The 25,053-nt window shown below is 66.1% G+C and carries 26 protein-coding genes; 5 read left to right on the top strand and 21 right to left on the bottom strand.

Annotation, left to right across the window (positions count from 1 at the left end):
* The 4 genes from HY726_11140 to HY726_11125 form a co-directional block, all read left to right on the top strand.
* The coding region (locus HY726_11140) for a tetratricopeptide repeat protein (protein ID MBI4609552.1) at nt 1-1,693 on the top strand (1,693 nt) is incomplete at its 5' end.
* A gap of 10 nt (nt 1,694-1,703) precedes the next feature.
* Nucleotides 1,704-2,003, top strand: coding sequence for a hypothetical protein (locus tag HY726_11135; protein ID MBI4609551.1), 300 nt, complete (start codon nt 1,704-1,706; stop codon nt 2,001-2,003).
* On the top strand, nt 1,952-2,581 hold the full coding sequence (locus HY726_11130) for a nucleotidyl transferase AbiEii/AbiGii toxin family protein (protein MBI4609550.1): 630 nt from the start codon (nt 1,952-1,954) through the stop codon (nt 2,579-2,581). Before HY726_11135 ends, HY726_11130 begins: the two co-directional genes overlap by 52 nt.
* 75 nt (nt 2,582-2,656) lie before the next feature.
* Nucleotides 2,657-3,574 carry an LLM class F420-dependent oxidoreductase gene (locus tag HY726_11125; protein MBI4609549.1) on the top strand — a complete coding sequence of 306 codons (918 nt, stop codon included), beginning with the start codon at nt 2,657-2,659 and terminating at the stop codon, nt 3,572-3,574.
* Nucleotides 3,575-3,577: 3 nt separating this feature from the next.
* Here the strand turns inward: HY726_11125 and HY726_11120 are convergent, their stop codons facing one another.
* The 10 genes from HY726_11120 to HY726_11075 form a co-directional block, all read right to left on the bottom strand.
* The gene (locus HY726_11120) at nt 3,578-4,297 is read right to left on the bottom strand and encodes a methylated-DNA--[protein]-cysteine S-methyltransferase (GenBank protein ID MBI4609548.1); all 720 of its coding nucleotides are present in this window, start codon (nt 4,295-4,297) and stop codon (nt 3,578-3,580) included.
* Between the two features lie 10 nt (nt 4,298-4,307).
* Nucleotides 4,308-4,814: a sigma-70 family RNA polymerase sigma factor gene (locus tag HY726_11115; protein MBI4609547.1), complete on the bottom strand. Its 507-nt coding sequence runs from the start codon at nt 4,812-4,814 to the stop codon at nt 4,308-4,310.
* Nucleotides 4,815-4,984: 170 nt separating this feature from the next.
* Nucleotides 4,985-5,635 carry a fructose-6-phosphate aldolase gene (gene fsa, locus HY726_11110; GenBank protein MBI4609546.1) on the bottom strand — a complete coding sequence of 217 codons (651 nt, stop codon included), beginning with the start codon at nt 5,633-5,635 and terminating at the stop codon, nt 4,985-4,987.
* A 76-nt stretch (nt 5,636-5,711) separates the two neighbouring features.
* The gene (locus tag HY726_11105) at nt 5,712-6,086 is read right to left on the bottom strand and encodes a hypothetical protein (GenBank protein ID MBI4609545.1); all 375 of its coding nucleotides are present in this window, start codon (nt 6,084-6,086) and stop codon (nt 5,712-5,714) included.
* A 278-nt stretch (nt 6,087-6,364) separates the two neighbouring features.
* The gene (locus HY726_11100; protein ID MBI4609544.1) at nt 6,365-6,715 is read right to left on the bottom strand and encodes a hypothetical protein; all 351 of its coding nucleotides are present in this window, start codon (nt 6,713-6,715) and stop codon (nt 6,365-6,367) included.
* An 87-nt stretch (nt 6,716-6,802) separates the two neighbouring features.
* Nucleotides 6,803-10,369 carry an AAA family ATPase gene (locus tag HY726_11095; protein MBI4609543.1) on the bottom strand — a complete coding sequence of 1,189 codons (3,567 nt, stop codon included), beginning with the start codon at nt 10,367-10,369 and terminating at the stop codon, nt 6,803-6,805.
* Nucleotides 10,370-10,482: 113 nt separating this feature from the next.
* A complete protein-coding gene (locus HY726_11090; protein ID MBI4609542.1) occupies nt 10,483-11,070 on the bottom strand; it encodes a hypothetical protein in 588 nt (195 codons plus the stop codon).
* On the bottom strand, nt 11,067-11,405 hold the full coding sequence (locus HY726_11085; GenBank protein ID MBI4609541.1) for a winged helix-turn-helix transcriptional regulator: 339 nt from the start codon (nt 11,403-11,405) through the stop codon (nt 11,067-11,069). The genes HY726_11090 and HY726_11085 overlap by 4 nt, the downstream gene beginning before the upstream one ends.
* A 101-nt stretch (nt 11,406-11,506) precedes the next feature.
* The gene (locus HY726_11080) at nt 11,507-12,646 is read right to left on the bottom strand and encodes an FAD-binding oxidoreductase (GenBank protein MBI4609540.1); all 1,140 of its coding nucleotides are present in this window, start codon (nt 12,644-12,646) and stop codon (nt 11,507-11,509) included.
* On the bottom strand, nt 12,643-13,497 hold the full coding sequence (locus HY726_11075; protein MBI4609539.1) for a ribokinase: 855 nt from the start codon (nt 13,495-13,497) through the stop codon (nt 12,643-12,645). Before HY726_11075 ends, HY726_11080 begins: the two co-directional genes overlap by 4 nt.
* Before the next feature lie 182 nt (nt 13,498-13,679).
* Here HY726_11075 and HY726_11070 point away from each other — a divergent pair, with 182 nt between their 5' ends.
* Nucleotides 13,680-14,060 (top strand): PaaI family thioesterase, encoded by a 381-nt coding sequence (locus HY726_11070; GenBank protein ID MBI4609538.1) that lies wholly within the window; start codon nt 13,680-13,682, stop codon nt 14,058-14,060.
* Between the two features lie 24 nt (nt 14,061-14,084).
* On the opposite strand, the gene HY726_11065 is transcribed toward HY726_11070, so the two are convergent.
* The 11 genes from HY726_11065 to HY726_11015 form a co-directional block, all read right to left on the bottom strand.
* Complete coding sequence (locus tag HY726_11065) at nt 14,085-14,840, bottom strand: glucose 1-dehydrogenase (GenBank protein MBI4609537.1); 756 nt, start codon at nt 14,838-14,840, stop codon at nt 14,085-14,087.
* 188 nt (nt 14,841-15,028) lie between these two features.
* Entirely contained in the window at nt 15,029-16,300 is a 1,272-nt protein-coding gene (locus tag HY726_11060; GenBank protein ID MBI4609536.1) for a phenylacetate--CoA ligase family protein, read from the bottom strand.
* Between the two features lie 104 nt (nt 16,301-16,404).
* A complete protein-coding gene (locus HY726_11055; GenBank protein ID MBI4609535.1) occupies nt 16,405-16,812 on the bottom strand; it encodes a group 1 truncated hemoglobin in 408 nt (135 codons plus the stop codon).
* A 228-nt stretch (nt 16,813-17,040) separates the two neighbouring features.
* On the bottom strand, nt 17,041-17,835 hold the full coding sequence (locus HY726_11050) for an ABC transporter ATP-binding protein (protein ID MBI4609534.1): 795 nt from the start codon (nt 17,833-17,835) through the stop codon (nt 17,041-17,043).
* A gap of 3 nt (nt 17,836-17,838) precedes the next feature.
* The gene (locus HY726_11045; protein ID MBI4609533.1) at nt 17,839-19,068 is read right to left on the bottom strand and encodes an ABC transporter substrate-binding protein; all 1,230 of its coding nucleotides are present in this window, start codon (nt 19,066-19,068) and stop codon (nt 17,839-17,841) included.
* A gap of 101 nt (nt 19,069-19,169) precedes the next feature.
* Nucleotides 19,170-20,189, bottom strand: a complete 1,020-nt coding sequence (locus HY726_11040) for a branched-chain amino acid ABC transporter permease (GenBank protein MBI4609532.1) — start codon at nt 20,187-20,189, stop codon at nt 19,170-19,172.
* Nucleotides 20,190-20,241: 52 nt separating this feature from the next.
* The gene (locus HY726_11035) at nt 20,242-21,126 is read right to left on the bottom strand and encodes a branched-chain amino acid ABC transporter permease (GenBank protein ID MBI4609531.1); all 885 of its coding nucleotides are present in this window, start codon (nt 21,124-21,126) and stop codon (nt 20,242-20,244) included.
* A 10-nt stretch (nt 21,127-21,136) separates the two neighbouring features.
* Entirely contained in the window at nt 21,137-23,053 is a 1,917-nt protein-coding gene (locus HY726_11030) for an AMP-binding protein (GenBank protein MBI4609530.1), read from the bottom strand.
* 10 nt (nt 23,054-23,063) lie between these two features.
* Nucleotides 23,064-23,843, bottom strand: coding sequence for an ABC transporter ATP-binding protein (locus tag HY726_11025; GenBank protein MBI4609529.1), 780 nt, complete (start codon nt 23,841-23,843; stop codon nt 23,064-23,066).
* A gap of 102 nt (nt 23,844-23,945) precedes the next feature.
* Entirely contained in the window at nt 23,946-24,770 is an 825-nt protein-coding gene (locus HY726_11020) for an ABC transporter ATP-binding protein (protein MBI4609528.1), read from the bottom strand.
* A gap of 26 nt (nt 24,771-24,796) precedes the next feature.
* Nucleotides 24,797-25,053 (bottom strand): ABC transporter permease (locus HY726_11015; GenBank protein MBI4609527.1); only part of this gene is annotated, 257 nt, incomplete at its 5' end.

The raw sequence follows: 25,053 nt of genomic DNA, 5'->3' as shown, positions 1-25,053 counted from the left end.
TCTCCCACACGGCCCGACGGTCCCGGATACCATCCACGGCGTCATCACGGCGCGCATTGACCGGCTGCCCGAAGAGACCAAGCGGGTCTTGCAGGCCGCGTCCGTTCTCGGCCGGGAAGTGTCCCTCAGGCTCTTGAACGCTACGTGGGAGGGGTCCGGAATACCATCGGCGCTGACAGTAGAGAACCATCTCTCCGAGCTCAAGCGGATGGAGTTTCTCTATGAGCAGAGCTGGGCAGCGGAACCGGGATATGTCTTCAAGCACGCCCTCACGCAGGAGGTGGCATACGAGAGCCTCCTGACCGCTCGTCGCCAGGTCCTCCATGCAGCGGCCGGTCAGGCCCTCGAGAGGCTCTATGAGGAGCGCCTCGAGCAAGTTTATGATCGCCTGGCGTACCACTACTCGAAGACTAACGAGTCCACCAAGGCCGTGGAGTACCTGACTCGGTTCGCCCGGCAGGCGGCGCGGAAGTTCGCCCATGCCGAAGCTGTCACGGCTCTCCAGGGGGCTCTTGCTCATGTGGAGCGGCTGCCGGCCGAACAGCGGGATGCTCACCTCCTGGACATCGTGCCCCGTCTGGCACGCTCGCTCTCGTCGTTGGGCCGCCTTGCGGAAGCCATAGACCTGCTGCTCCAGCAAAAGGAACGCGTCGAGCGGCTCCAGAATCCCTTCGTGACCAGCCGCTATTACCTCCTGCTCGCCAACACGTATACCTTCCTGGACGATCAAGAGCCGACCGTTCAAAGCGCCCATCGAGCGATGGAGGAGGCGAGGCAATGTGGTGATCAGGTCACGATGGGGAAGGCCTCCTACGTGCTGGCCTTTGCGAGTGTCTGGTCAGGGCAGTTCCGTCAGGGACTCGACTACGGCCGAGAGGCCGTTTCCTTTCTGGAGCGGACAGAAGAGCAGTCGTGGCTGGGCGCAGCTCACTGGGTCCTGGGCTGGAACCATTTTCTCCTGGGAGAGTTTGATCTGGTCCTGGAGGTTTTGGCTAGAGCGCGCGCAATTGCCGAAGCTAACGGGGATCCCCGTGTCGAGTCCCCCGTTACAAGGCTGATCGGCTTGATCCACGTGCTGAGCGGTGAATGGGAAGCGGGGATCGAGGCGTGTCAGCGAGCCCTGCAGTGCGCGCCGGATCCTTTCAACACCGCCGAATCCTTGGGTTGCTTGGGCCTCGCCTATTTGGAGAAGGGAGACGCCGCCCAGGCGGTTCTGCTGCTGGAGCAATCGGTCCGCCAAGTGAGCCACTTTAAGCGCTATGCTGTCCAGGGCTGGTTCATGGCCACGCTCGGCGAAGCCTATCTCTTGACCGGGCAAACCGAGAGAGCGCGAGACCTGGTGAGCCAGGGCTTGGAACTCGCGGAGGCCACGAAGTACTGGGCCGCAGTCGGATGGGCGCAACGGAGTCTTGGACGGATCGCGCAGGCAAGGGGCTTCTCCTCGGAGGCAGAGTCTCATCTCAAAGAGGCTCTCCAAACCTTTACGTCGATCCATGCGCGGTACCTGGTAGCACGCACCCATCTAGACTTCGCCGCGCTCGCCCACGCCCAGGGAAACCGTGAGGCAGTCAGGACTCACCTCAAGGAGGCTCATGAGCTGTTCACAGCCTTGCGCGTCCCCTACTATGTCGAGCGCACCGAGCAGCTCGCGAGGGAGTTCTTGGGCGACGCGCATCTCCCGCGTGTGGTATAGTCAAAGCACAGTGGACCTGCCTCCCGACGTTCGTCATCTCTTCTGGGACTGCCGCCCCGAGACCGTTGACATTCAGGCCCACGCTCCGTTCGTCCTAGAACGGATCCTCGAGTACGGGACGCTGGCGGCCGCCCGTTGGGCTCTCCAGACTTACGGGAGCGAGCGCATCAAGGACTTCCTGCGGGAACGGGGAGTGCGCACGCTATCGCGGAAGACGCTGAGCTTCTGGACGTTCCTGCTGGGGCTCGAGGGAGAAGCGTGTTTCGAGCGGTCCTCACTGACCCGCAGCAGACCGTTCTGGAACTATTGAGCCGGATCGGGGAGGCTCGGACCTTCTATCTGGCAGGCGGGACCGCCCTCGCTCTCTTCCTCGGCCATCGCCGGTCCAACGATTTCGATTTCTTCCGCGCCAAGGAGTTCATCCCCCAGGACCTCCTCTCAGTGCTGCGCGACACCGGCGAGGTCGAAGTCCTCCAGGAGGCAGCCGGAACACTGACGGTGAGGCTCCGCGGCGTCCCTGTGAGCTTCTTCCGCTATGATTATCCGCTTCTGCGTCCCCTTCACGAGTCTCCCGGGGGGCTCCTCCTGGCCGACCCGGAGGATATCGCCGCGATGAAGCTTGCGGCGCTCTCCGGCCGCGGCGCGTGCAAGGACTTTGTCGACCTCTACTTCTACGCTCAGGAGATTGCGCCACTGAGGCAGGTGTTGGACCGCTTCCGCGAAAAGTACCGGGGTGTCACTGTCGATCCGTATCACCTGCTCCGCAGCCTGACGTTCTTCGACGATGCGGAGGCCGAGGCAATGCCTGAGCTTCTGCGCGGCGGAACCTGGGATCAGATCAAGTCATTCTTCAGGGCTGAGGCGGCCCGCTTGTTCCACGAGCTGTAGCCCATATTGACTCGCCCCTCGCCCGGGGTCGAGAGCGTCGCCCGCGGCGGGCAGGGTGACGCAAGGAGACATCTTATGGAGTTCGGCTGCCACCTCCCCATGTTCGGTCCGATCGCAACCCGCCACAACGTGATCACGTTCGCCAAGCGGATGGAGGCGCTCGGCTACGACTCGCTCTGGGCAAGCGATCACGTGATCCTCCCCTGGACGATCCGGTCGCGCTACCCCTATAACGAGACCGGCCAGTTCCCGCTCCCGGCCAGCGCCAATTTCCTGGAACCGCTGACGACCCTCGCGTTGATCGCCGGCACCACTGAGCGCGTCAAGCTGGGGACCACGATCCTGGTGCTCCCGCACCGGCACCCGATCCTGGCCGCCAAGATGCTCGCGAACCTGGACTATCTCTCGAACGGCCGCGTGATCCTGGGGGCCGGTGTTGGCTGGATGGAGGAGGAGATCACGCTCCTCGGCGTTCCCTTTGCCCAGCGCGGGGCGTGGAGCGACGAGGCCATCCGGATCATGCGCGCCTGCTGGAGCCAGGAAAAAGCGTCCTACAAAGGACGATTCTTTCGGTTCGACGAGATCGGCTGCTTCCCGCAGCCAGTCAGGAAGGCCATCCCGATCTGGATCGGCGGCCATAGCCCGCGCGCGCTCCGCCGCGTGGCTGAGCTGGGCGACGGCTGGCACGCCGCGTTCCCTGCCCTGGACAAGCTGCAGGAAGGGCTCAGGCTCCTGCGGGAGGAGTGCAAGAGGGCCGGCCGGAGGTTCGAGGATCTGGCCATCACCGCCCGGGCCGGCCTTTCAATCCGGAAGGAGAAATCCGCGGAGCGGCGTCCGCTCATCGGCACGCCCGAGGAGATCGTGGCGGACCTCAAGCAATACGCGGCCATGGGCGTGCAAACCGTGCTCCTGGAGACCCGCTACCGCGACCTGGACGATGTGATCTCGATCTACGAGACCTTCGCGCGCGAGGTCCGCCCGCGCGTCGCGTGACGGTCATGCTCGCAGCAGGCTCCGCTCGGGACGGCAGACCCGGCACGCGCGGTAGCCCACTGCCCGCCCCTCCCGAACCGAAGCGAAGACCACCCGCCGGTCTTCCCTGACCCGCTGCTCGTGGCGGCACCCCCGCCGGCAGAGAATCCGCGTTGAGGTGCAGCCGATCAGCGTCGGCGTCGTCTGCTCGAGGGCGAGCAGCCGGTCCTTGATTCGCGTGCCGAAGAGATAACCGCCCACGCCGCCGTCGCCGCGCAGGACCCGGTGGCACGGAACGATCAGGGGCACGGGGTTTCTCGCGAGCGCCGTCCCAACCGCGCGCGCCGCGCCCGGGTGGCCGATACGCGCCGCGACCCACGCGTAGGAACGCGCCTCGCCGAACGGAATCGCGCTCGTCACCGCGAGGACGGCGCGCTGGAAGGGCGCGACCGCGGAGAGGTCCACGGGCACCGAGAAGAAAGTCCGTCTGCCTTCCAGGTACTCGGCCAGCTCCTCCCTCGCCCGCTCCGCTAGGCGGCGGGCCTGCGCCGAGGCCGGGGGCGCGAGCCGACCAGAACGGATCAGGCACACCCCCCGGTCGGTTGCTCCGATCTCGATCTCGTCCAGGAGCTTTCGCGCATCATCCTCCGCGCCGCGCGCTCTCGTGAGCACCCGCGAGGCGAGTCCGGGTGGAGCTGCCTCCGGCGTGAAGTGAGCGGCGAGCAGATCATCCAGGCGATCCATAGCTCCCTCCTCAGCCGAGCGCCTTACGGAGGATGGATTTCCCCCGGGCCAGCTGGCTCTTGACGGTGTTGATCGAGACCCCCCTGACCCGCGCGAGCTCGGCGTACGTGAGCCCGTCAACGTAGCGCAGCGCCAGGAGGAGCCGTGCCTCGGTCGGCACGCGTTCCAGGGCGCGCCTCACATCCAGCCGGGGCGCCGCCTCGTCGGGTCTCCCGCGCGCTTGCTGTTCACGGCCGAGCGGCGCGGACACCCGACGCCGCCTCAGCTCGTCCACGCAGATGTTGGTCAGGATCCGGTAGAGCCACGTGGAGACCTGCCAGCGGCGGTCGTAGCTGCGGGCGTTCAGATGGCAGTTGAGGAACGCGCGCTGGACCGCGTCCTCGGCATCCGCCCGGTTTCCGAGAAGCCGGTGCGCCACCGTGAAGAGGCGGTCCTGGTACCGGCTCACGAGTTCGGTGAACGCGGTTTCGTCTCCTCGCGCCACACGGTGCATCACCCCGCGGTCGTCAGCCGCCAATCGAACCCTCCAGCGCCTGGCACACCTCCCAGGAGGTCGGGCGCACCGTGATCGGGAAGACCGTCTCCATGTAAGGCTCTCGTCAGGATATACGCACCGAGCCCCCGGAACGGGTGGAACAAAAAAAACGGCTCCGGGGCCGCCGGAGCCGCTTCTGCCGAGCGCGATGGCTACAGCTTGACGCCGGCCTTGTTCCAGTCCTCCAGGAACTTCTTGAGGCCGATGTCCGTCAGCGGATGCTTCGTGAGCTGCTCGAGGACGGCGAACGGCATGGTGGCCACGTGGGCTCCGGCCAGGGCCGCGTCCGCGACGTGGAGCGGGTTCCGGATCGACGCGGCCAGGACCTGGGTCTGGAACCCCTGAACCCGGTAGATCTCCACGATCTGGCGTACCAGGTCCATGCCGACATGGCTGATGTCGTCGAGCCGGCCGAGGAACGGGCTGATATACGTCGCCCCGGCCTTGGCTGACAGGAGCGCCTGGGTCGGCGAGAAGCAGAGGGTCTGGTTGACCTTGATCCCGTCCCGGGTGAGCCGGCGGACCGCCTTGAGCCCGTCCTTCGTCAACGGGCACTTCACGGCCACGTTGGGGGCGATCTGGGCCAGCTCCTTGCCCTCCTTGACCATCCCCTCCTCGTCCGTGGCCACCACCTCCAGGCTGACCGGACCGGGAACCAGGGCGCAGATCTCCTCCACCAGGGGGCGGAACGGGCGTTTCTCCTTGGCAATAAGCGAGGGATTCGTGGTGCAGCCGTCCACCACACCCATGGCGATCCCTTCTTTCAGCTCGCCGATGTTCGCCGTATCGAGGAAAATCTTCATCGCGCCTCCTTAATTGGGCCTCGCCTCAGGACGGGCCTGCCTGCGGCATGGCCGACGCCCCTCGGCTCGAACTCCCTTACGCCCGTGCGACGCGGACAGTGGTGCCTGACCTCACTTTCTTGAAAACCTTCGGATCACCCAGGACACGACCGAACACGTTGACGGCGCTCGCCGGGCGGATCTCGCCGCCACGGCTCGCGGGTGTCGGGCCGAAGAAGATGCAGAAGGCCTGGCCCGGCGGCCAGTAGCCCAGGTCGCCGAGCTCCACCACGTCCCTGGGTGTCTCGGCCTCGAGGCTCACGGGGATCGAGAAGTAGATCTCGTCTCCCCAGGTCTCGGCCTTCGCCGACAGCGGCAGGGCGTTCCAGATCACCTCAGCGGTCTTGCCATCGCCAAGGAGCGCCTCGGCTTCGACCGAGCCCGCGCTGATCTTGACCCGTCGCTCTGCCACTCTGAGCCCAGCCTAGCCCCGCGTCCGAAGCGCTGTCAAGGAATTCCGCTGCGAGGCCGGCAGGAGCAGCGCAGTCGAGCCCAGGATTAGCGACCGCGCTCGTCAGCGCGATCCTGGCCAGCGTTTCGCTCCCTCATCTCGCTGAGCAAGGCCTCCATATCTCGCCTACTCTCGCGGCGGTTATACACAGCAAAGGCGCTCAGAATAAGCACCAGGATCGTGACGCCGGAAAGAAAGAGAATGAGAATCTCAAGGGCACTCATGGACGTTACAACGGGTCACCGGACACGCTCGTCGATGCGAGCGAGGATTTCCGTGATCCTCAACAGAATCTCCCGCGTGGCCGTCTGATTATCCTGGAGAAGCTGCCGGGTCGCCGCTTCCTCCCGGGCAATGAGCTCCCGGGTCTCCCGGAGCAGCGTCAGCGTCTGGGTCTGGGTCTCCCGGATCAACTGCTGAGTCTCCTGCTGAGTCTCCCGGATCAACTGCTGAGTCTCACGGATGAGACCACCGATATCCCGCCTGGTCATGCGGCCGTTGTAGACGGAAAAGACGCCTACGGTGAACCCGAAGATAGTGACGGTGGAGGCAAAAAGGGTAAAGATCTCAAGAAAACTCGTGGACTCCAACTCTTGCACCCATGGTATGGCGAGCAAGGGCCTGTTGCAAGCTCAAGCAATACCTGTAATCGGAACCGAGACACAGGAGTGGCACGCCTACAGCCTCTCCATCGCTGCAAGCACCTTCTCCACGTCCTTCTTGGCGCCGACGTGTTGAAAGATTTCAAGAGACCTATTTAACTTCTCGCGGGCAGCCTCGCGGTCTCCAGCCTCGCCTCTTGCCAGGTGCATGAGCCCCCACTCGTAGAGCGCCTCCGCCTCGTCCCACGGAAGCTGATACTGGCGGTTGATAGCGACGGCCTTCTCGAAGGCCGATGTCGCCTCTTCCCAATTCCGGCTGGCACTACCAAACATGCCTTTGGCGAGGTACACAGGGCCGGCCAAGCCGTACCAGTTCTGGCCCGGCTTCAGCAGCTCGAATCCTCGGGCCACGTTTTCCGCAGCCTTGGCCATTTGTCCGATCTTGAGGTAAAGCTCAACAAGCACCGGCAGCACCCAAAGCTCGAACAGGACATTTCCCCCATCCCGGCAGATCTTGAGGCTCCGCAGGAACAGCTCCTCAGCCCTCGAGTGGTTGCCCCGTCCCAAGTTCAGGCTGCCCAGCGTGAAGGAATACGCGGCAACGGCCGCGAGCTGGTTCATCTCCTGATACATCGGGACCATTCTTTCCAGATACTCTTCCGCGGTGTCCCATTCTCCCCGACGAAACGGGTAAAATCCCATGGCGGCAGCGTCTTCCCAGTAGCAGCCTACCTTCGTTTTGGCCTGGATTGCCCTTGCTGCCTGGTAGTGCTCTTCCGCCCTGGAGACGTCCCCTGAGAGCGTATAGATCAGCGCCAGCGGTCGTCGGAGGAGGCCGTGAAAGACTATGCTTTGCGTCTTCAAGAGCTCAGACAGGGCTCGTTCTCCCCATTCCCGGGCCCGGGGAACGTCCCGCGCGAGCGCGAGCGTGAGAGAAAGCTCATGGCCCAGTATGGCGATGACGAGCGGGTTCCCCACCTTCAGGACGGGCTCCCAGTTCTTTTCGTTATAGGCGATTCCCTCGTCGATTTGTCCGGTGTAGGTGAGGGCGGTGCCCAGAGCGGTGCCGATTGGCACGCGCAGCCTGGCGAAGAGATCAGCGGCGCGCTGGGCCCAGGGAATAGCCGTGGCGGGCTGGCCCCGATGGAGATAGAGATGGGCCGTTCGCTGGTACGTTAGGCCCTTCTCGACGCTGTCGGGGTCTCCCTCGGCCAGGGCCGCGGCCGCCTCGAGGTGCTCCAGCGCCTTGTCCTCTCTGGTTGCGTCCCAGTACCCCCCGATATAGAGCGCAGCCACGTTCAGGTGCGTGTTCAGAAGGCTTCGCTTGTCACCGAGGCGCTCGAAGAAGGGGAGCGCTGACTCGGCGTGGGCGAGAACGCGATCCGCTTCCGCGTCTGATGTTACGAAGGTTGACACGTTTGCGAGCTTCACCAATAGATCGGCCTTCTTCATCGGGTTGTCAGGGTCCACGAGAGCGAGCGCTCCCTCATAGAGTGCGAGTGCCTCTCCAAGGGCGACTGCTCGGGCCGCCTTGTCCCCCGCCTTCTCGAAATATTCGAGGGCTTTCTCCCGTTCGTCGGCCGCGGAGAAGTGGCGGGCAAGGATCTCGTACTGCTCGGCCAGCCGGTCAGGGTAGAGCTCCTCGATCGCCTCGCCGATCAGGCGGTGGATCCCCTTTCTCTGGTGAACCAGGAGGCTCTCATAAGCCACGTCCCGGATCACCGCGTGCTTGAAGCTGTACTCGGGCTCGGGGAAGAACCGGATCTCGTGGATGAGCTCGAGCCGCTTGAGGGCCTGGAGATGGCGGTCGAGCTCCGCGTGAGCCTCCGAGACACGGGCCAGGAGGCTTGGGCCAAAGTCTCGCCCGATGACAGCCGCCGTTTGTAAGGCGCGCTTGACTGGTTCCTCGAGATGGTCGACCCGGGCGCGGATGATGTCCTGGGCCGTTGGCGGAAACTCGACCCGCGCCTCCTGGGACCACCTTACCTGTCCATTGCTTCGCACCAGCACGCCTCGCTCCAGGAGCGAGCGCGTGATCTCCTCCACGAAGAGCGGGTTGCCCTCGGCTTTTTCCCGCACGAGCCGGGTGAGATCGGCCGGCAGCTCTCGAGCCCCGAGGAGCTGTGCCAACATCACCTCCGTATCCACGTCGGTCAGGAGGTCGAGGGCGATCTGCGTGTAGTAGGTCTTGTCCGCCCAGCGCACCGAGTAGCCGGGGCGCTGGGTGGTGAGCAGCAGGAGCGGCATCCCCGCCAGGCTATCGATCAGAAAGGCGAGGTAGTCCTCGGAGGTTTTGTCGATCCAGTGGAGGTCTTCCACGATCACGACGTGGGGCCGGCGCTGGCTCCCGGCCATGGTGAGCGCCCGGATCGCCTCGAAGGTCTTCTGCCGCTTGGTCTTGGGATCGAGCTTTTTGAGCACCTCGTCATCGAGCGGGAGTCCGAACAGCTCGCCAAGGAACGGAAGAATCCCTTCCAAGTTCGGGTCGAGCACGCGGAAACCCTGGCGGAGCTTCTCCCCGATCTGGAGTGGGTTGTCCTCCTCCTCGACGTGGAAGTTTGTCCGGAGGATCTCGAGCACCGGCAGATAGGGCGTGGCCTGGCCATAGCTCACACAGTGGCCTTCGAGCCACGTCACCCGCTCGCCTTCCAGGAGTCTCTTGAACTCGTAGAGCACGCGGGACTTCCCGACCCCGGCCTCACCCACGATGCCTACGACCTGGCCTCTGCCGGCTTTGACGCGCGCAAAGCAGTCCTGAAGGAGGCCCAACTCGCGCTCGCGACCCACCAGAGGCGTGAGCCCCCGCTCAGCGCTCACGTCCAGCCGGGTGCGCGCCCGCCTGCGGCCGGTGACCTTGTGTACCGAGACCGGCTCGCTCCGCCCTTTGACCTGAACTGGCCCCAACGCCTCGCTTCGCACATGGCCCTCCACCAGACGATGGGTGGCTTCGGTGACGAGAATCGTCCCGGGCTCGGCCAGGGTCTGCATTCGCGCCGCCAGATGCGTGGTATCGCCCACCGCGGTGTAGTCCATTCGGAGGTCGTCCCCGATCCGACCCACCACGACGAGCCCCGTGTTCAGGCCCAGCCGCAGCCGCATCTCCACCGCGCGCTCCCGCTTGAGCTGCTCGCTGTACCCGCTCAGGGTCTCCCGGATCGCCAGCGCCGCCTGGACCCCCCGGAGGGCGTGATCCTCCAGGGCCAGCGGGGCGCCGAAGAGTGCCATCAGACCGTCCCCCAGGAACTGGTTCACAGTCCCCTCGTAACGGTGGACCGCCTCGGCCATGAGCCGGAGGGCCCGATCCATCACCTCGTGCATCCCCTCGGGGTCCAGCTGCTCGGCCAGGCGCGAGGAGTCCACGATGTCGCAGAAAAGGACGGTGACTTGCTTGCGCTCGCCTTCCAGGGCGCTCCGAGAGGTCAGAATCTTCTCGGCGAGGTGCCTGGGCGTGTAGGAATGGGGCGCGGCGAACTTTTCGGCCACGCCCACCGGGGTAAGCGGCGCGCCACATTCGCCGCAGAACTTCTGCCCGGGGGGATTCGGCGCGCCGCACGCGGCGCAGGTCGCGGCCAGGGGGGCCCCGCACTCCCCACAGAATTTCTGGCCGGCGGGGTTCTGGTGCTGGCACCGGGGACAGCTCATGCCAGGCCTCCGACGAGCCGCGATGGTCGGAACGGTGCGCCAATGGTAGCCGGGACGTTGGAGGCGGTCAATAAGCTCCGCGGCGCCCTCAACGTGCGCTCCGGAGGGGAGCTCTACCTCCGCAGTCGTCGCGGGCCGGCCGGTATCCGCCGGGAACGCTTGCGACGCCCGGCCCTCAGCTCGGCCAGGAATTCCTCGAAGCGACGTTCCGCGCCTTCGGTGATGCTCCAGCGCCGAACCGCCGCCAGGTTCACCCGATTTCGGAGTGCGATGGACACCGCAACCGCGAGGCTCTGCCGGTCGTTCCAGTGGTAGAAGGCGGCCAGTCGATCCCGGCACGAGTCGGTCGGCGAGAGCACGAGCGCGCGCGCTCGCCCGAGCCTGTGCTCGAGCGCTCTGATACGGTAGTCGCTGCCGATGGCGAGTGGACCGCGCGGGAACTCGACGTAGAAGCGAGCGCGAGGGTGAAGGTACCGGTCCCCCGTTCGCTTGAAACCGACCGAGGCCATGGCGGCGTCGAGCGCTGCCTGGGTGACGTGCCCAAGCAGGATGAAGTCCACGTCCACCGAGTAATACCCGCCGCCGCTGTGGAGGCTGGCGCAGGCACCGCCCGTGAGCACGGCCCGGATCCCGTGCCGCCTGAGGGCGTCGCCGACTTGGAGCGCCACCGAGCTGAGGCTGGAGTGCGCCGTGATGCTCACAAGGGCTTGGCGGTACGCCGGGGTCGCCGGCGTAGGGTGGAGACCCGGGTCCTCAGCTCAAACTCCGGCTCCGTCAGTCGCAGAAGAAACCGCTGAAGCTCCTCGGCGGCGAAATAGCGCGGATCGAGCTGGACGACGCGGGTCCGACCGAGCGCCCTGCCCGCGACGAGGCCGTCCTTCTCGAGACTGCGCAAGGCCTTCTGGACGCTGGAGAACGGCATCCCGAGCACCCGAGCGAGTTCGCGGGGATAGCTCTCGGAGAGCAGGCGCAAGGCCAGGAGGACTCGGGTGCGGCCTATGCCGCCGAATGGGCTCGATACGGTTTTGATCCCCATTTAGGTTCATATGATCATAATTTGAGGTCGATATCAAGCAGCCGGTGAAGGAAGGCCCTTCGCAGGGCTCCCGGAGCGACGCGCCAGCAAGCGGGCCAAGCTCAGCGTGCTGAACGGGAGCGGTCAAGGACGGAACCCGCGAAGCGGTCTGGCCTGAACGGAGCGAGCTGTGGGCTTGGCGCGCCGCCTGTGATCTCGGCGGCGATCAACCGGCCGAGGAGCGGGCCGAGCGTGATCCCGCTGTGCGTGACGAGCACCCAGGCGTTGCGAAAGCCTGGCACGCGACCGCCGATCGTGTGGCCGTCCGCGGGCACGGGCCTGATGCCGATGCGGACAGCCACCGGGTGAACCGACCGGGCTGGTGGGAAGACCTGTCGCGCGCGGTCGAGAAGCGGCTGCGCGAGGCCGGCGGCCGTATCGAGCCGCGTCTCCTCGGTGACGAGCCGATCCACATCGGGGGCGCCGAGCAGGAGGCCACCACTCACGTCCGGACGGAGGTGGACACCGGGGGCGTAGACCACGCGCGTCAGCGGCTCATCAGGCGGCGAGGTGACAGCGAGGAGGCCGGGGACGCGTCGCACGGGGAGCGTCACGCCGAGCGGCTCAAGCAGGTCCGGCGTTGCCGTGCCGGCAGCAACCAGCACCTCTCCGGCGAGCACGTCGCCCTGGTCGGTGGTGATGCAGGTGATGCGATCGGCACGCACTCGCAGCGACCGAGCCGGTGTCCGGGGCCGAACCTCGGCTCCGTTCGCAACGGCCAGTTGGAGGAACGCCCGGATGAGACGCGGCGCATCCACCCACCCCGTGCGCGGATAGAACGCGACCCCCCGTGTACCGCTCCCGATTGCCAGGTTCGGCTGGATCTCGAGAGCGGCGGCGCGATCCAGCCACTCCGCCGGATAGCCACGGCCGGCGAGGCGCGCAACGCGTTCGCGCAGCTCGTCCTGCTCTCCATCCGCCCCGGCCCATTCGAGGCAACCGCCTCCCACGTAGCCGATGTCGGCGCCGAGCTCGTCGGCGAGGCCGTCATACTGAGCCACGCCGTCGGCGTTGAGACGGTGGTAGGCTTCGGGCTCCTTTCGCACGGCATTGATCCAGGCGAACGAGCTGCCGCTCGTTCCTTCGGCGGGCGCGCGGGCCTCCAGCGCGATCACGCGTCGCCCGGCGCGGGCGAGTCGGTAGGCAGCCGGCGCGCCCAGCATCCCGGTGCCGATCACCGCGACGTCATAGGGCCGCGTCAAGGCATGCCTCGGGCGAGACGGTGTCGGTAGCGGGCGAGGCGGGCTTCCAGCGCCTCGGCGTCGGGGATCCCGCCGACCCCCTCGGCCTCGACGGCGCAGGCCGCCGCGCACGCGGCATAGGCGGCCGCCTCCCAGGGGTTTCCCTCGCGCTGGTAGTGAATCAAGAAGGCCGCCGCAAAGACGTCACCTGCCCCCGTGGGGTCGCTCTGCTGCGCCACGTCCGCCTGGACCACGTAGCGCTCGCCGTTGACGAAAAGAAGGGCACCGGCAGCGCCCAGCGTCACGACACCGAGGGGGATCCGTTGGAACCACTCGGGCACGTCGTCCTCGAACTCTCCGATGTCCTCCGGGCTGAGGAACACAGCCTGGACATGGGGGAGCACCTGGGGAGCGTCCTCCCACCGAACGGGCGTGATCGCTCCGCCCGCACCTCGCTTCCGCATCCACCCCTGGACCGCCGCGCCGACCGCGCCCTCGGTAAAGGCGGCGGCGAGCGCCGGGTCCACCTCGTTTGCGACCGGGCAGAGCAAGGCCAGGCTCACCTCCTTCCACGAGACGGGGAGATGGCCCACCTCCAGGTCCTGCGCCCGACCCACCAGGGTGAGGCGGCGGCCGGTTGGCCCGCCCTCGTGGCGGAAGACGGTAGTCTGGCGAGCTTGAATCTGAACCACCTGGAGTTCGGGAGGGATCACCTCGCGGGGGAAGTCAGGGCCGAAGCTCGTGAGCAGGCCTGCGGAGCAGCCGAGACGATGGGCGGTGAGCGCGGCGTAGAGGGCCGCACCACCCGGCCGCCTCCCGATCGGCATCTCGTCCAGGGTCACGTGGCCAACAGCAACAAAGTCTGGTGTCATCCCGGCCACCGCTAGTATACGCGAGGCGATTGACGCCGTTCCCTCCTTGCGGGCATCCTAGACCGGGCGCCCCGACGAACGGCTATCGGAGATGTTGACCGTCGCGCGCCACCGTAGGCAGCCGACGCGCAGGCCTGCCGGCACGATGAAAGGAGAGTGCAATGGAGCTGGATCCCGCGGCCATGGAAGAGCGCTTGCAGGGTACGCTCGGAGACCTCCTCGGGATCAGGTTCGTCGAGGTCAGCCCGGAGCGGGTCGTGGCGCAACTCGCGGTCCGAGACGATCTGAAGACGCTCGGTGGAGTGCTCCACGGGGGCACCATCATGGCGTTCGCCGATACGGTGGCGGCCACCGCCACCTTCCTGAACCTGCCCCCCGGCGCTGGGACGACCACTCTGGAATCCAAGACCAACTTCTTCGCGGCGGGCCGGTCCGGACACGTGCGCGCGGAGACGATCCCGCTCCATCGCGGGAAGCGGACGATGGTGTGGCAGACCCGGATCACGGATGAGAGCGGACGCCTGCTGGCGCAGACAGTCCAGACCCAGATGGTGCTGGTCTGACGTGGTGCCTGCGGCGCGTCCCGGCTAGACCATGGTGAGCCCGCCGGAGACGGAGAGGGTCTGGCCGGTGATGTAGCCGGCGTCGTCGGAGGCAAGGAAGACCACGGCCGGGGCCACATCCTCGGGGGTGCCGAGGCGCCCCCACGGGATGGCGCGCGTGAGGCTTTCCGCCAGCCTGGGATTGGCGGCCGCGAACTCCTGCCGGAAGAGCGGCGTATCCGCCGGGCCGGGACAGACGCAGTTGACGTTGATGCGGTAGCGGGCGAGCTCCCGCGCCAGGGTCTTGGTGAAGGCGATGACGCCCCCCTTTGCTGCGGAATATACCGCCTCGCCTGTCGAGCCGACCCGTCCGGCATCGGAGGCGATGTTGACGATCTTCCCGTACTCCTGCTTGATCATGAAGTCGAGCACGGCCCGGCTGCAGATGATGGGGCCCTTCAGGTTGATCGCGAGCACCTTGTCCCAGAACTCTTCCGTCGTCTCGACGAAGCGGGTGGGACGGTCCCATCCGGCGTTGTTGACCAGGATGTGCACGGTCCCCCAGCGCGCGACGATCTGCGACACGGCCGCGTCCACCTCGGGCTTGCGCGTCACGTCAGCGCGCTCCGCGAGCGCCTGACCCCCTTCCTTCTCGACGGCCGCGGCCGCGTCTCGGGCGCCGGCCTCGTTGACGTCCACGATCGCGACCCGAGCTCCCTCGCGGGCCAGGGCCAGCGCGATCTCGCGGCCGATCCCGCTCCCGGCTCCCGTTACCACGGCCACGCGGCGCTGGAGCCTCATGCATTCACCTCATCCGGGCGCGGGCTTGGCCCGCGCAACCCTTGGGGGGAGGTTCGGAAGGGGGGCAACGCCCCCCTCCGAGGTCTCCCGATCGAGCGCCCACCCGCGCTTTCAGCGCGGGTACCCGGCCGGCGCAACCCCGCTCATGGGGGAGGCATCGGTGGGGGCCGTCGAGGCCCCCTACGACTCTAATCCCACTTCCGCTGGTCGTCGATCTTCTTGGCGCTCTCGGGGATAGACCCGCGCAGGACCACCTCCACCTCACCCCTGAGCTTCATGACGTCGCGGATGGCAGCCTCCAGCGCCGGCTTCACGGCACCCGCTTCGGCGCCCTCGGCCAGTTCCACCCGAAAGGTCATGACGTCCTGGTGATCACGGCGCGTGACGACCACCTGGTAGCGGACGAGGCCCCCGGCCCTGGCCGCCACCTCGTCGGCCTGGCGCGGATGGATGAACATGCCGCGCACCTTGGTGACCTCGTCGGCGCGCCCGCGCCAGCCCAGCATCCGAGCCGAAGTCCGTCCGCACGGGCACGGGGAGTCGTTAATGATCGTCAAGTCACCGGTCCCGAACCTGATCATCGGATACGTCTCGTGGCGGACGGTGGCGACCAGCTCGCCGATCTGACCGTTCGCGAGCGGCTCTCCTGTCTGCGGGTCGCAGACCTGAACGATCGCGTCCTCCACCAGGTGCATCCCGCTCTTCTCGACACACTCGTAGGCCACGAGCCCTATGTCCGCGGTGCCGAACCCCTGCCGCGTCAAGATCCCGTACTGCTCCTCGAAGGTCCGGCGGAGGGACTCGGGGAGCGCCTCGGCTCCGACCTCCGCGACCTCCAACGGCAGCCGGCCGACACCCATCTCCTCCGCGCGCTTCAGGATCGTCATGAGAAAACTAGGTGTTCCGACATACCCAGTCGCACCTACAGCCTTGCCAATGGTCACCTGATAATCGGTGTTGCCTACACCGGTGGGCACCACCGCGCAGCCGATGACATTGAGCGCCTCGTCGATCATCTGGGCTGCCGGGGTGAGGTGATAGGCGTAGGTGTTGAGGACGATGTCTCCCGGACGGAACCCTCCCGCGTAGAGACCGACCTCGGCGTGCCACCCGCCGACCTCGGGACCGAGGGGCTCGAAGATGGGTCCAGGCGACACGAAGATTTTCCGGACGCGGCGCATGGGCACTGTGCAGAAGCCGCCGAACGGCGGGGCGGCCTGCTGGAGGTCGGGCATCTGGCTCTTCTTGATGACGGGGAGGCGCGCGAGCGCGTCAAGGCTCGAGAGATCCTGAGGGCGGAGCCTCGCGGCCTCCAGCCGCCGCCGCACGCCCGGCGCCCGCTCCCACGCCAGCGCCACCAGCTCAAGGAGCCAGGCCTCCTGATAGCGGCGGCATGCCGCGGCCGGCATTGTCTCCTTCTCGCGGTTCCAGTACCCGCTCCGTCGATCGATCTTTCCCACGGACGACCCCCAGTGCACCCCGCGCGAATTCGAGCGCGGGCTTCGCCCGCGCAATCCCCCCCGGGGGGGGAGGTTTCGGAAGGGGGGCGGAGCCCCCCTCCGAACTAGTGTCCGACGATCTCGCCCTTCATCGGGGCCAGGAGGCCAATCAGTTCGTTCTTCTCCGTCGCGGGAATCTTGTGCTTGTCCAGGGCCTTGGTCAGCGCCGCCACCGTAGCGTTCCACTCGGCGTCGGTGATCTTCATCCCCGTGTGGGCCGTCTTCATGTCTCTCCCCAGGTAGGCGCACGGGCCGCCCGCCGCCTGGCAGATCTGGTCGGACAGGTCGGCCTTCAGCTTGAACACCGCCGGCGGCTTCAACCCCTTGAACCGCGCGTTGATCCGGTTATCGGCAAGGACGTTCGCGACGAAGTCGTCCACCACCAGGGAGATCGCGGCGCGCCCCTGATGGGGAACTCCCACGGCATCGACGACCCGAAGCCGCTCGTAGAGCGTCGGCTTCGTCTCCACCATCATGGCCGCGCAACCGCTCAGCAGCACCGCGAGCACCACGACACCCCCTACGGTCCGCGCTACGGCTCTCATGGCCGCTCCTCCTTATTAGGCCTCGCCTCGCGACGGGCCTGCCTCACGGCATGGCCGACGTCCCTCGGCTCGAACTACCCTTGGGCCTCGCCTCGCGACGGGCCTGCCTCACGGCATGGCCGACGTCCCTCGGCTCGAATTTCTCCCTTTGCCTCCCTAGCTCAGCCAGCGCTTCCGCCGGCGGTAGTGCTTGATATCCCGGTAGCTCTTCCGTTGACCCACCTCGGTGAGCCCGAGGTAGAACTCCTTCACGTCCGCGTTGTCCCGGAGTGTCGCCGTGTCGCCATCGAGCACGATGCGGCCGTTCTCCATGACGTAGCCGTAGTGCGCCACGGTGAGCGCCATGGCCGCGTTCTGCTCCACCAGGAGCACCGTAAGCTTCTCCTCCTGGTTCAACCGCTCGATGATCTGGAAGATCTCCTCCACCAGGAGCGGGGCGAGGCCGAGGGATGGCTCGTCGAGGAGCATCAGCCGTGGGCGAGCCATGAGCGCCCGCCCGATCGCCAGCATCTGCTGCTCACCTCCGGAGAGGTAGCCGGCCTTCAGGCTTCTGCGCTCCGCCAGCTTAGGGAAGTACTGGTACACCAGTTCCAGGTCTCGCTTGATGTCCGCACCGTTCCGCCGGGTGTGAGCCCCCGCCCGCAGGTTTTCCTCCGCGGTCAAGTGCTCGAACACCCTGCGGCCCTCCATCACCAGCGTGATCCCCAGCCTCACGATCCCCTCCGGCTCCAGGTGGTCGATCCGCTGACCGGTCAACTCCACCGAGCCGGTGATGATCTCACCCCGCTCGGGCTTGAGAAGACCCGAGATGGCTTTCAGCGTGGTGCTCTTGCCCGCGCCGTTGGACCCAAGAAGCGTCACGATCCGCTGCTCGGGAACCTGCAGCGAGACCCCCTTGACGACCAGGATCGTCCGGTCGTAGACCACCTCGACGTTGCTGAGCTTCAGCATGCGCTACTTCTTCTTGTTCGCCTCGTTGACGAGCTTGAACACCTCGTCGCGGTAGCCGCGGATCCAGTCGGTCACCGGCACCCACTCCTTGCCCTTGACCTGGTAGACCCGGACCCATCCGCCACCCTCGTGATCCTGCGGCGTGACGGTCAGGGGCGGGAGGAACCCGCCGAGGGTGAAGTTCTTGATCTGCTCATACCCCCTCTTGACCTTTTCCCCGGTCAGCGGCTCGCCGAACTGGAGCCCGAGCCGAATGCCCTCCGCGAGAATGGCGCCGATCAGGACACCCCGGTTGTAGTACACGCCACCCACGTACTTCGGAACCTCCTTCCCCTCATCGCGGTACATCTTGATGATTTCCTGGATGGCCGGGAGGTTCCGGCCGACGGCCGCGAACTGAAGGCCGAGGTAACCCTGGCTCACATCCCAGCCGGCCGCCTCGACGTCGGCCTCGCCCGCACCCCATACCAGGCTGATCACCCGGTCCAGCGGGAAGCCGGCCTTCCTGAACTCCTTGATGGACACCGACGGTGAGCGGCCGAAGAGGTGCCCGACAACCCAGTCAGCCCTCATCCGGCGGGTGATGTCGATCACCTGGGGCCCCATCTCGAGCCCGGGCGGCGGCACCGCGAAGAGCCGGATCTCGTATCCCTCCTTCTTGGCGACCCGCTCCATCATGGGGATCCCTTCGCGGCCGGCCGGGTTATCGAAGTAGAGGTAGGCGATCTTCGTCCCTTTCTTCGCACCCTTTTCCTTGATGTACTGGAGCGCGCCAGCCGCCTGGGACCAGTAAGAGGCGGCCATGGGGAAGATATATGGCCACACCTCGCCGTCAGTGGAATCGGCGCGACCGAAGCCGGGCGTGATGGCAGGGATCTTGTCCTCCATGTGCCGCGGGGTCAGGGCGTAGACGATGGGGGTGCCGTAGTCGAGCACCGCGACGGCCCCATCGCGCTTCAGCCGCTCGTAGGCTTCCACACCCCGGTCTACCCGGTATTCGTGCTCGATCTCCGTGTACTCCAGGGTGTGCCCCATCACCCCGCCCTTCTTGTTCACCAGCCTGATGTAATCCGTGACGGCCGGACAGATCTCCACGCCGACCAGCTTCGTGGCCCCGGTGCGGTCACACTGGCCCCCGACCTTGATGGCGTGCTTGGCGTCCGCCGCGACCACCGACAGCGCCGCGACGAGCGCCGCTATCACGACTACCGCGAGCCATCCCTTAGCCTTCATATCGCGCCTCCTTCGGGCGCGACGTCCGTCGAGGAGCACGCGCCCTGTTCGGAACCCCCCGGTTCCGCCGGGGGGAGTCTTGAGGGGGGTGGGGACCCCCCTCAATACGAAAACGGCCAGAACCGGAAGTAGCGCTTGATATTCCCCCACATCCGGTACAGCCCCTCGGGCTCGATGGCAAGGAACAGTATGATCAGCCCCCCGAAGATGATCAAGCGGAGGTTTGCCAGGAAGTCCGCAATGGCGAAGTACGTGAACCCGAAGAGACTGGCGATCCCTTCGACCACGTACACGAGGACGATCGGCAGGAGCGTGATGAACGTGGCGCCGAACACGGAGCCCAGCACGCTCCCCAGCCCCCCGATGATGACCATGGCCAGGTACGAGATCGAGGTGGACAGGATGAAGTGCTCGTAGTTGGCGATCTTCAGGTAGTAGGTCCAGAGGGCGCCGGCCACGCCCGCGTAGAAGGAGCTGACGGCGAAGGCGAGGAGCTTGTACTTGAAGACGTCCACACCGATGATCTCGGCCGCGACGTCGCGGTCGCGGATGGCAATAAAGGCGCGGCCGACGCGGCTCCGCACCAGGTTCTGCGCCGCGACGTACGCGAGCATGAAGACCGGCAGGATCATGAAGTACCGCCGGTATTCGGTGTTGATCTCCCAACCCAGGAACGCCGGGGTCGGCACGTAGATCGTGGACTGCACGCCGCCGCTGATCCAGGGGATGTGGTTGATGCACCACTCGATGATGAACTGGGCGGCTAGGGTGGCGATGGCCAGGTAGAGGCCCTTGATGCGGAGCGAGGGGATTCCGAAGAAGGTGCCCACCGCGGCGGCCACGGCCCCGCCGGCGGGGAGCCCCACCCAGAACGGCATCCCATAGCGGGCGGACAGGATGGCGGCCGTGTACGCGCCCACCATCATGAAGGCCCCGTGGCCGAGAGAGACCTGACCGGTATAGCCGGTCAGGATGTTGAGGCCGATGGCGCCGATGGCCGCGAGCCCGATCAGGTTCACGATGGCCATCGTGTGGCTGTCGGAGACCAGAGGAATGGTGAGCAGGAGCGCCACACCGAGGGCGTAGGAGGCCATCGCCAGCGGGAGGGGGTACAGCGCCATGTCCCCCTCGTAGTTGGTCTGGTAGACCCCGCACTCTCGGTTGATCACGGCCCTAGACTCGCTCGATGATCTCGCGGCCGAAGAACCCGTACGGACGGATCATGAGCGCCAGGATCATGATGATGAACGGCGCGAAGTCCTTCGTGCCGCCGCCGACGTAGGGATCGATGTACCCGGCCGCCACGCTCTCCACGGCCCCGACGATGAGGCCGCCCAGGATCGCGCCGGGAACGCTGTCCAGCCCGCCGAGGATCACAGCCGGAAACACCTTCAGCCCAACCAGCGAGAGGTGGGTGTCCACGCCGAGCATATTCCCCCACACGATTCCCCCGATTCCCGAGGCCAGCCCTGCGATGGCCCAGGAGAGCGCAAAGACGATCCGCACGTTGATGCCTACCGACATGGCCGACTGCTGATCGTCGGCCACGGCGCGCATGGCGATCCCCATCCGGCTCCGACGGAAAAAGTACACGAAGCCGACAAGGAACCCCACGCAGAGCCCCGCCGCCACCAGGTTGATGGGGGAGATGAAGATCTCCCAGAGGATGAACGGCTGGAACGGGATGGGGAGCGGCACGTTGATGGTCGCGGCACCCCACACCATTGCCGCCAGCCCCTGGAACACCAGCGCCAGTCCGATCGTGACCATCACCACCGAGACGACGGGCTGGCCGATCAGGGGCCGCAGGATCCCGCGTTCCACCGCAAACCCGAGGACCAGCATGAGGAGAAGGGCGATGGGCGCGGCAACCCAGAGCGGTAGGTGGTAGAGGGAGAGCCCCGCGGCAGCGATGTAGCCGCCGAACATTACCAGGTCCCCCTGGGCGAAGTTGATGACGCTTGTGGCCTTGTAGATGAGGACGAAGCCCAGGGCTACGAGGGCGTACATGCAGCCGATCAGCAGACCGTTGACGGTGAGATCCAGGAAGAACGCCATTGACGGTCTCCTAGGCGGCGACCGGCTCGGGGATTTCCCCGATACGCCGGATCGCGAGCTCGGTCTGGATCGTTGCCTGGCGGCCGTCCTGGTAAGTGATCACGGAGGTGACGGGGACGACCTCGGCATCCGAATAGAGAGCCTCGATGATGGGCGCGTACTTCTGGGCGACGAACGTGCGTCGCACCTTGCGGGTCCGCGTGACCTCTTCGTCGTCAGGGTCCAGCTCCTTGTGGAGGAGCAGGTATTTCCGGATCCGCGTCGTCTCCGGCAGGTCACAATTGACCCGCTCGACCTCGCGCCCGATGAGGTCGTACACCTCAGGCTTCTGGGCCAGGTCCGTGTACGTCGTGTAGGCGATCTGCCGGCGCTCGGCCCACTTCCCCACATTCTCCATGTCGATGTTGATCATGGCGGCCACGTAGGGACGGTCCTGGCCGACTGCGACCGCCTCCTTGATGTAGGGGCTGAACTTGAGCTTGTTCTCGATGTACTGGGGGGCGAACTTGGTCCCGTCGGCGAGCGACGTCACGTCCTTGGCACGGTCGATGACGATCAGGTGGCCGTCGGGGTCGAACATGGCCGCGTCGCCCGAGTACAGCCACCCGTCCTGGAGCACCTCCGCCGTCGCCTCCGGGTTCTTGTAGTAACCGAGGAACACGGAGGGGCCGCGGCTGATGACCTCTCCCGCCTCGGTGAGTCGGATTTCGATATGCGGGAACGGCTTACCCACCGTCCCGAGCTTCACATCATCGTCGCGCTGGATCGAGCCCAGTGCCGTGTGCTCCGTTTGGCCGTAGGCCTGCTTGAGATTGATCCCGATCCCGCGGAAGAAGAGAAAAATCTCTGGCCCGAGGGCGGCGCCCCCCGACAGGGCTGTGTGCGCACGCCGAAGCCCCAGGTGGTCACGAAGCGGCGCGAACACGAGGAACTCCCCCAGCGCGTAGAGGCATCGTAATCGCAGCGGAACAGGTTGTTTCTCCATCTTGAGCCGAGCGACGGTCTCCCCCACCGGCATCAGGCGACGGTAGAGCCAGCGCTTCACGAACGAGGCATCCTCCATCTTGACCTGAACGAGGGAAACCAGGTTCTCCCAGATTCTCGGCGGTGCCAGGGCAAAGTGCGGGCCGATCTCTTTCAGATTCTCGAGGACCGTCTCGGGGCGCTCCGGACAGTTGACCGTCAAGCCAACGATGATCGCGGCGGCCAGAGACCAGAGAGTGTCCCCGACCCACGCCGGCGGGAGATAGGCGAGGAGCTCGTCGCCCGGCCGGTAGCGGACGACCTGCGTGAGCCCCTCGACCGCCACCACGAAGTTCGCGTGGGAGATCATCGCGCCCTTGGGAAACCCCGTGGTGCCGGAGGTGTAGGCAATGAGCGCCACGTCCTCAGGGCGACCGCCGCTCACCAGCTCATCGAAGAGCCCGCGGCGCTCCCGCTCCAGGGCCTGGCCCGCCTTTTCCAGCTCCTCCAGGCTCATCAGGAGCGGGTCGGTATAGTGACGCATCCCCTTGGGGTCGTCGTAGATGATCTTCCGGACCTTCGGAAGGCCGGCCTTCAGCTCCAGGAGCTTGTCCACCTGCTCCTGATCCTCGGCCAGGACAAACGTGGCATCGCAGTGGTCGATGATGTACTGGACCTCCTTGGCGATGGCGTCCTGGTAGACGCCGACCGCCGCGCCGGCTGCGGCCTGGGCGGCCACCATTCCCGAGTAGACAGCCGGCCGGTTATCGCTGATGATCGCCAGCTTGTCGCCTCGCTCGAACCCCAGGTGGACCAGGCCGAGACTCATCCACCGCACGTGGTCGAGGTATTCCTTCCATGTCCACTGCTGCCAGATGCCCTTCTCCTTCTCCCTGATCGCCGGGGCGTCAGGACGACTCCGGGCGTGGCGAAGGAGAAATTGCGGAAGGGTGCTCTCGGGCATCACGCACCTCCTAACCGGCGGCCTTCGCGCCCAGGTACGCCTTGATCACCACCGGGTTGCTCTTCACCTCGACGGGCGTCCCTTCGGCGATCTTCGAGCCGAGATCGAGGACCACGACCCGCTGCGAGATGTCCATCACCACGCCCATGTCGTGCTCGATGAGAACGATCGTGGTACCCCACTCGTCGTTCACGTCAAGGATGAAGCGGGCCATGTCCTCCTTTTCCTCGATGTTCATGCCCCCCATCGGCTCGTCGAGCAGCAGGACCTTGGGGTGCATGGCCAGGGCCCGCCCCAGCTCGACGCGCTTCTGGAGCCCGTAGGGCAGCGAGCCCACCACGCGCTTGCGGATGGCCTCGATCTCGAGGAAGTCGATGATGTCCTCCACCACCCGCCGGTGCTCCACCTCCTCCCGCTGCCCGGGCCCCCAGTAGATCACCGACCGGAAGACGCCGCCCTTCATGTGAATGTGGCGGCCGAGCATCAGGTTGTCCAGGACCGTCATGCCCCGGAACAGGGCGATGTTCTGAAACGTGCGGGCGATCCCGAGGGTCGCGATCCTCGCCGGGCCGAGGCGGGTGATGTCGGCTCCGTCCAGCAGGATGCGCCCCTCCTCCGGGTGGAACACGCCGTTGGCGCAGTTGACCAGCGTGGTCTTGCCGGCCCCGTTGGGCCCGATCACCGACACGACCTCCCCCGTCCGGACCTCCAGGCTGACCCGGTTCAGGGCCTGGACCCCGCCGAACTGCTTCGATACGTCCTCGATCCGGAGCTGGCTGTGGTCGGTCACGGCTCACTCTCGGTTTCGGCGGGACGGGACCCGCGCGGGCCGCCCACGCTGCACACTCCCGCTCCGGCCACCCGCACGCGTTCCGGACTCGGCCTCCACCCGTTAACTCAGCCAGCGTTTGCGGCGGTGGTAGTGTTTGACCTCGCGATAGCTCTTCCTTTGGCCGACGCCGGTCAGGCCCAGATAGAACTCTTTGACGTCTTCGTTGTCGCTGAGGGTCTTCGCATCGCCGTCCAAGACGACACGGCCGTTCTCCATGACGTAGCCGTGCTGCGCGATGCGGAGCGCCATGGCGGCGTTTTGCTCGGCGAGCAGGACCGCCACTCTTTCCTCCCGATTGAGGCGGCCGACGATGTCAAAGATCTCTTCCACCAGCATGGGCGCCAGCCCCATGGAGGGCTCGTCGAGGAGCATCAGACGGGGACGCGCCATCAGCGCCCGCCCGATGGCGACCATCTGCTGCTCACCGCCTGACAAGTAACCTGTCTTGACACCGCGGCGCTGGATCAGCCGCGGGAAATAGTGGTAGACACGCTCCAGATCCTGCTTGACCACTGCGCGTCCGTCGCGGCGGCTGTGGGCACCGGTCAGGAGATCATCCTCCACGGTCAGGTGCTCAAACATGCGCCGGCCTTCCATGATCTGGGTGATGCCGACGGCGACCACACGTGCCGGATCCATGCCATCGATGCGCGTACCGGCGAACTCGATCGAGCCCTTCGTCACTTCGCCTCGCTCGGCACGCACCAGGCTCGAGATCGCCTTGAGCGTCGTGCTCTTTCCCGCCCCGTTGGCCCCGAGGAGGGCCACGATGCCCCCCTCGGGCACTTGAAGCGACACCCCTTTGAGCACCAGGATCACGTGCTCGTAGATAACCTCGATGTTGTTGACCTTGAGCAGGGGACCCGAAACACCGCTCACCGGGATGCCTCCTCCGCGGAGCTGGCTTGAACTTAGCCGGGGCAGACTCGCGGCGTGATTGCTTTCTCCTTGGCATAGGCCGCCGCGGACTTCTCCACCTCAGCCCTCACGAAATCCTTGTACGGCTCGATCCAGTTGCTGATCCGCACCCACTTCTGGCCATCCCACTGCTGCATGAGCACCCCCACGCCGCCCTCATGGTCCAGGCAGCTCGTCTTAAACGGCGGCAGGAGCCCCTCCGCGCCCAGCTCTTTGATGCGGGCGGCGGTAATGTTGAGGTTCTCAAGGC

The sequence above is a fragment of the Candidatus Rokuibacteriota bacterium genome (assembly GCA_016209385.1).
Taxonomy (GTDB): domain Bacteria; phylum Methylomirabilota; class Methylomirabilia; order Rokubacteriales; family CSP1-6; genus JACQWB01.
This window is presented reverse-complemented; position numbering and strand designations above follow the sequence as displayed.

Coding starts and splice junctions, on each gene's coding strand:
- HY726_11125 (MBI4609549.1), top strand. CDS start 2,657: ATGGAGTTCGGCTGCCACCTCCCCATGTTCGGTCCGATCGCAACCCGC.
- HY726_11120 (MBI4609548.1), bottom strand. CDS start 4,297: ATGGATCGCCTGGATGATCTGCTCGCCGCTCACTTCACGCCGGAGGCA.
- fsa (MBI4609546.1), bottom strand. CDS start 5,635: ATGAAGATTTTCCTCGATACGGCGAACATCGGCGAGCTGAAAGAAGGG.
- HY726_11095 (MBI4609543.1), bottom strand. CDS start 10,369: ATGAGCTGTCCCCGGTGCCAGCACCAGAACCCCGCCGGCCAGAAATTC.
- HY726_11085 (MBI4609541.1), bottom strand. CDS start 11,405: ATGGGGATCAAAACCGTATCGAGCCCATTCGGCGGCATAGGCCGCACC.
- HY726_11075 (MBI4609539.1), bottom strand. CDS start 13,497: ATGACACCAGACTTTGTTGCTGTTGGCCACGTGACCCTGGACGAGATG.
- HY726_11070 (MBI4609538.1), top strand. CDS start 13,680: ATGGAAGAGCGCTTGCAGGGTACGCTCGGAGACCTCCTCGGGATCAGG.
- HY726_11065 (MBI4609537.1), bottom strand. CDS start 14,840: ATGAGGCTCCAGCGCCGCGTGGCCGTGGTAACGGGAGCCGGGAGCGGG.
- HY726_11055 (MBI4609535.1), bottom strand. CDS start 16,812: ATGGTGGAGACGAAGCCGACGCTCTACGAGCGGCTTCGGGTCGTCGAT.
- HY726_11050 (MBI4609534.1), bottom strand. CDS start 17,835: ATGCTGAAGCTCAGCAACGTCGAGGTGGTCTACGACCGGACGATCCTG.
- HY726_11045 (MBI4609533.1), bottom strand. CDS start 19,068: ATGAAGGCTAAGGGATGGCTCGCGGTAGTCGTGATAGCGGCGCTCGTC.
- HY726_11040 (MBI4609532.1), bottom strand. CDS start 20,189: ATGGCGCTGTACCCCCTCCCGCTGGCGATGGCCTCCTACGCCCTCGGT.
- HY726_11035 (MBI4609531.1), bottom strand. CDS start 21,126: ATGGCGTTCTTCCTGGATCTCACCGTCAACGGTCTGCTGATCGGCTGC.
- HY726_11030 (MBI4609530.1), bottom strand. CDS start 23,053: ATGCCCGAGAGCACCCTTCCGCAATTTCTCCTTCGCCACGCCCGGAGT.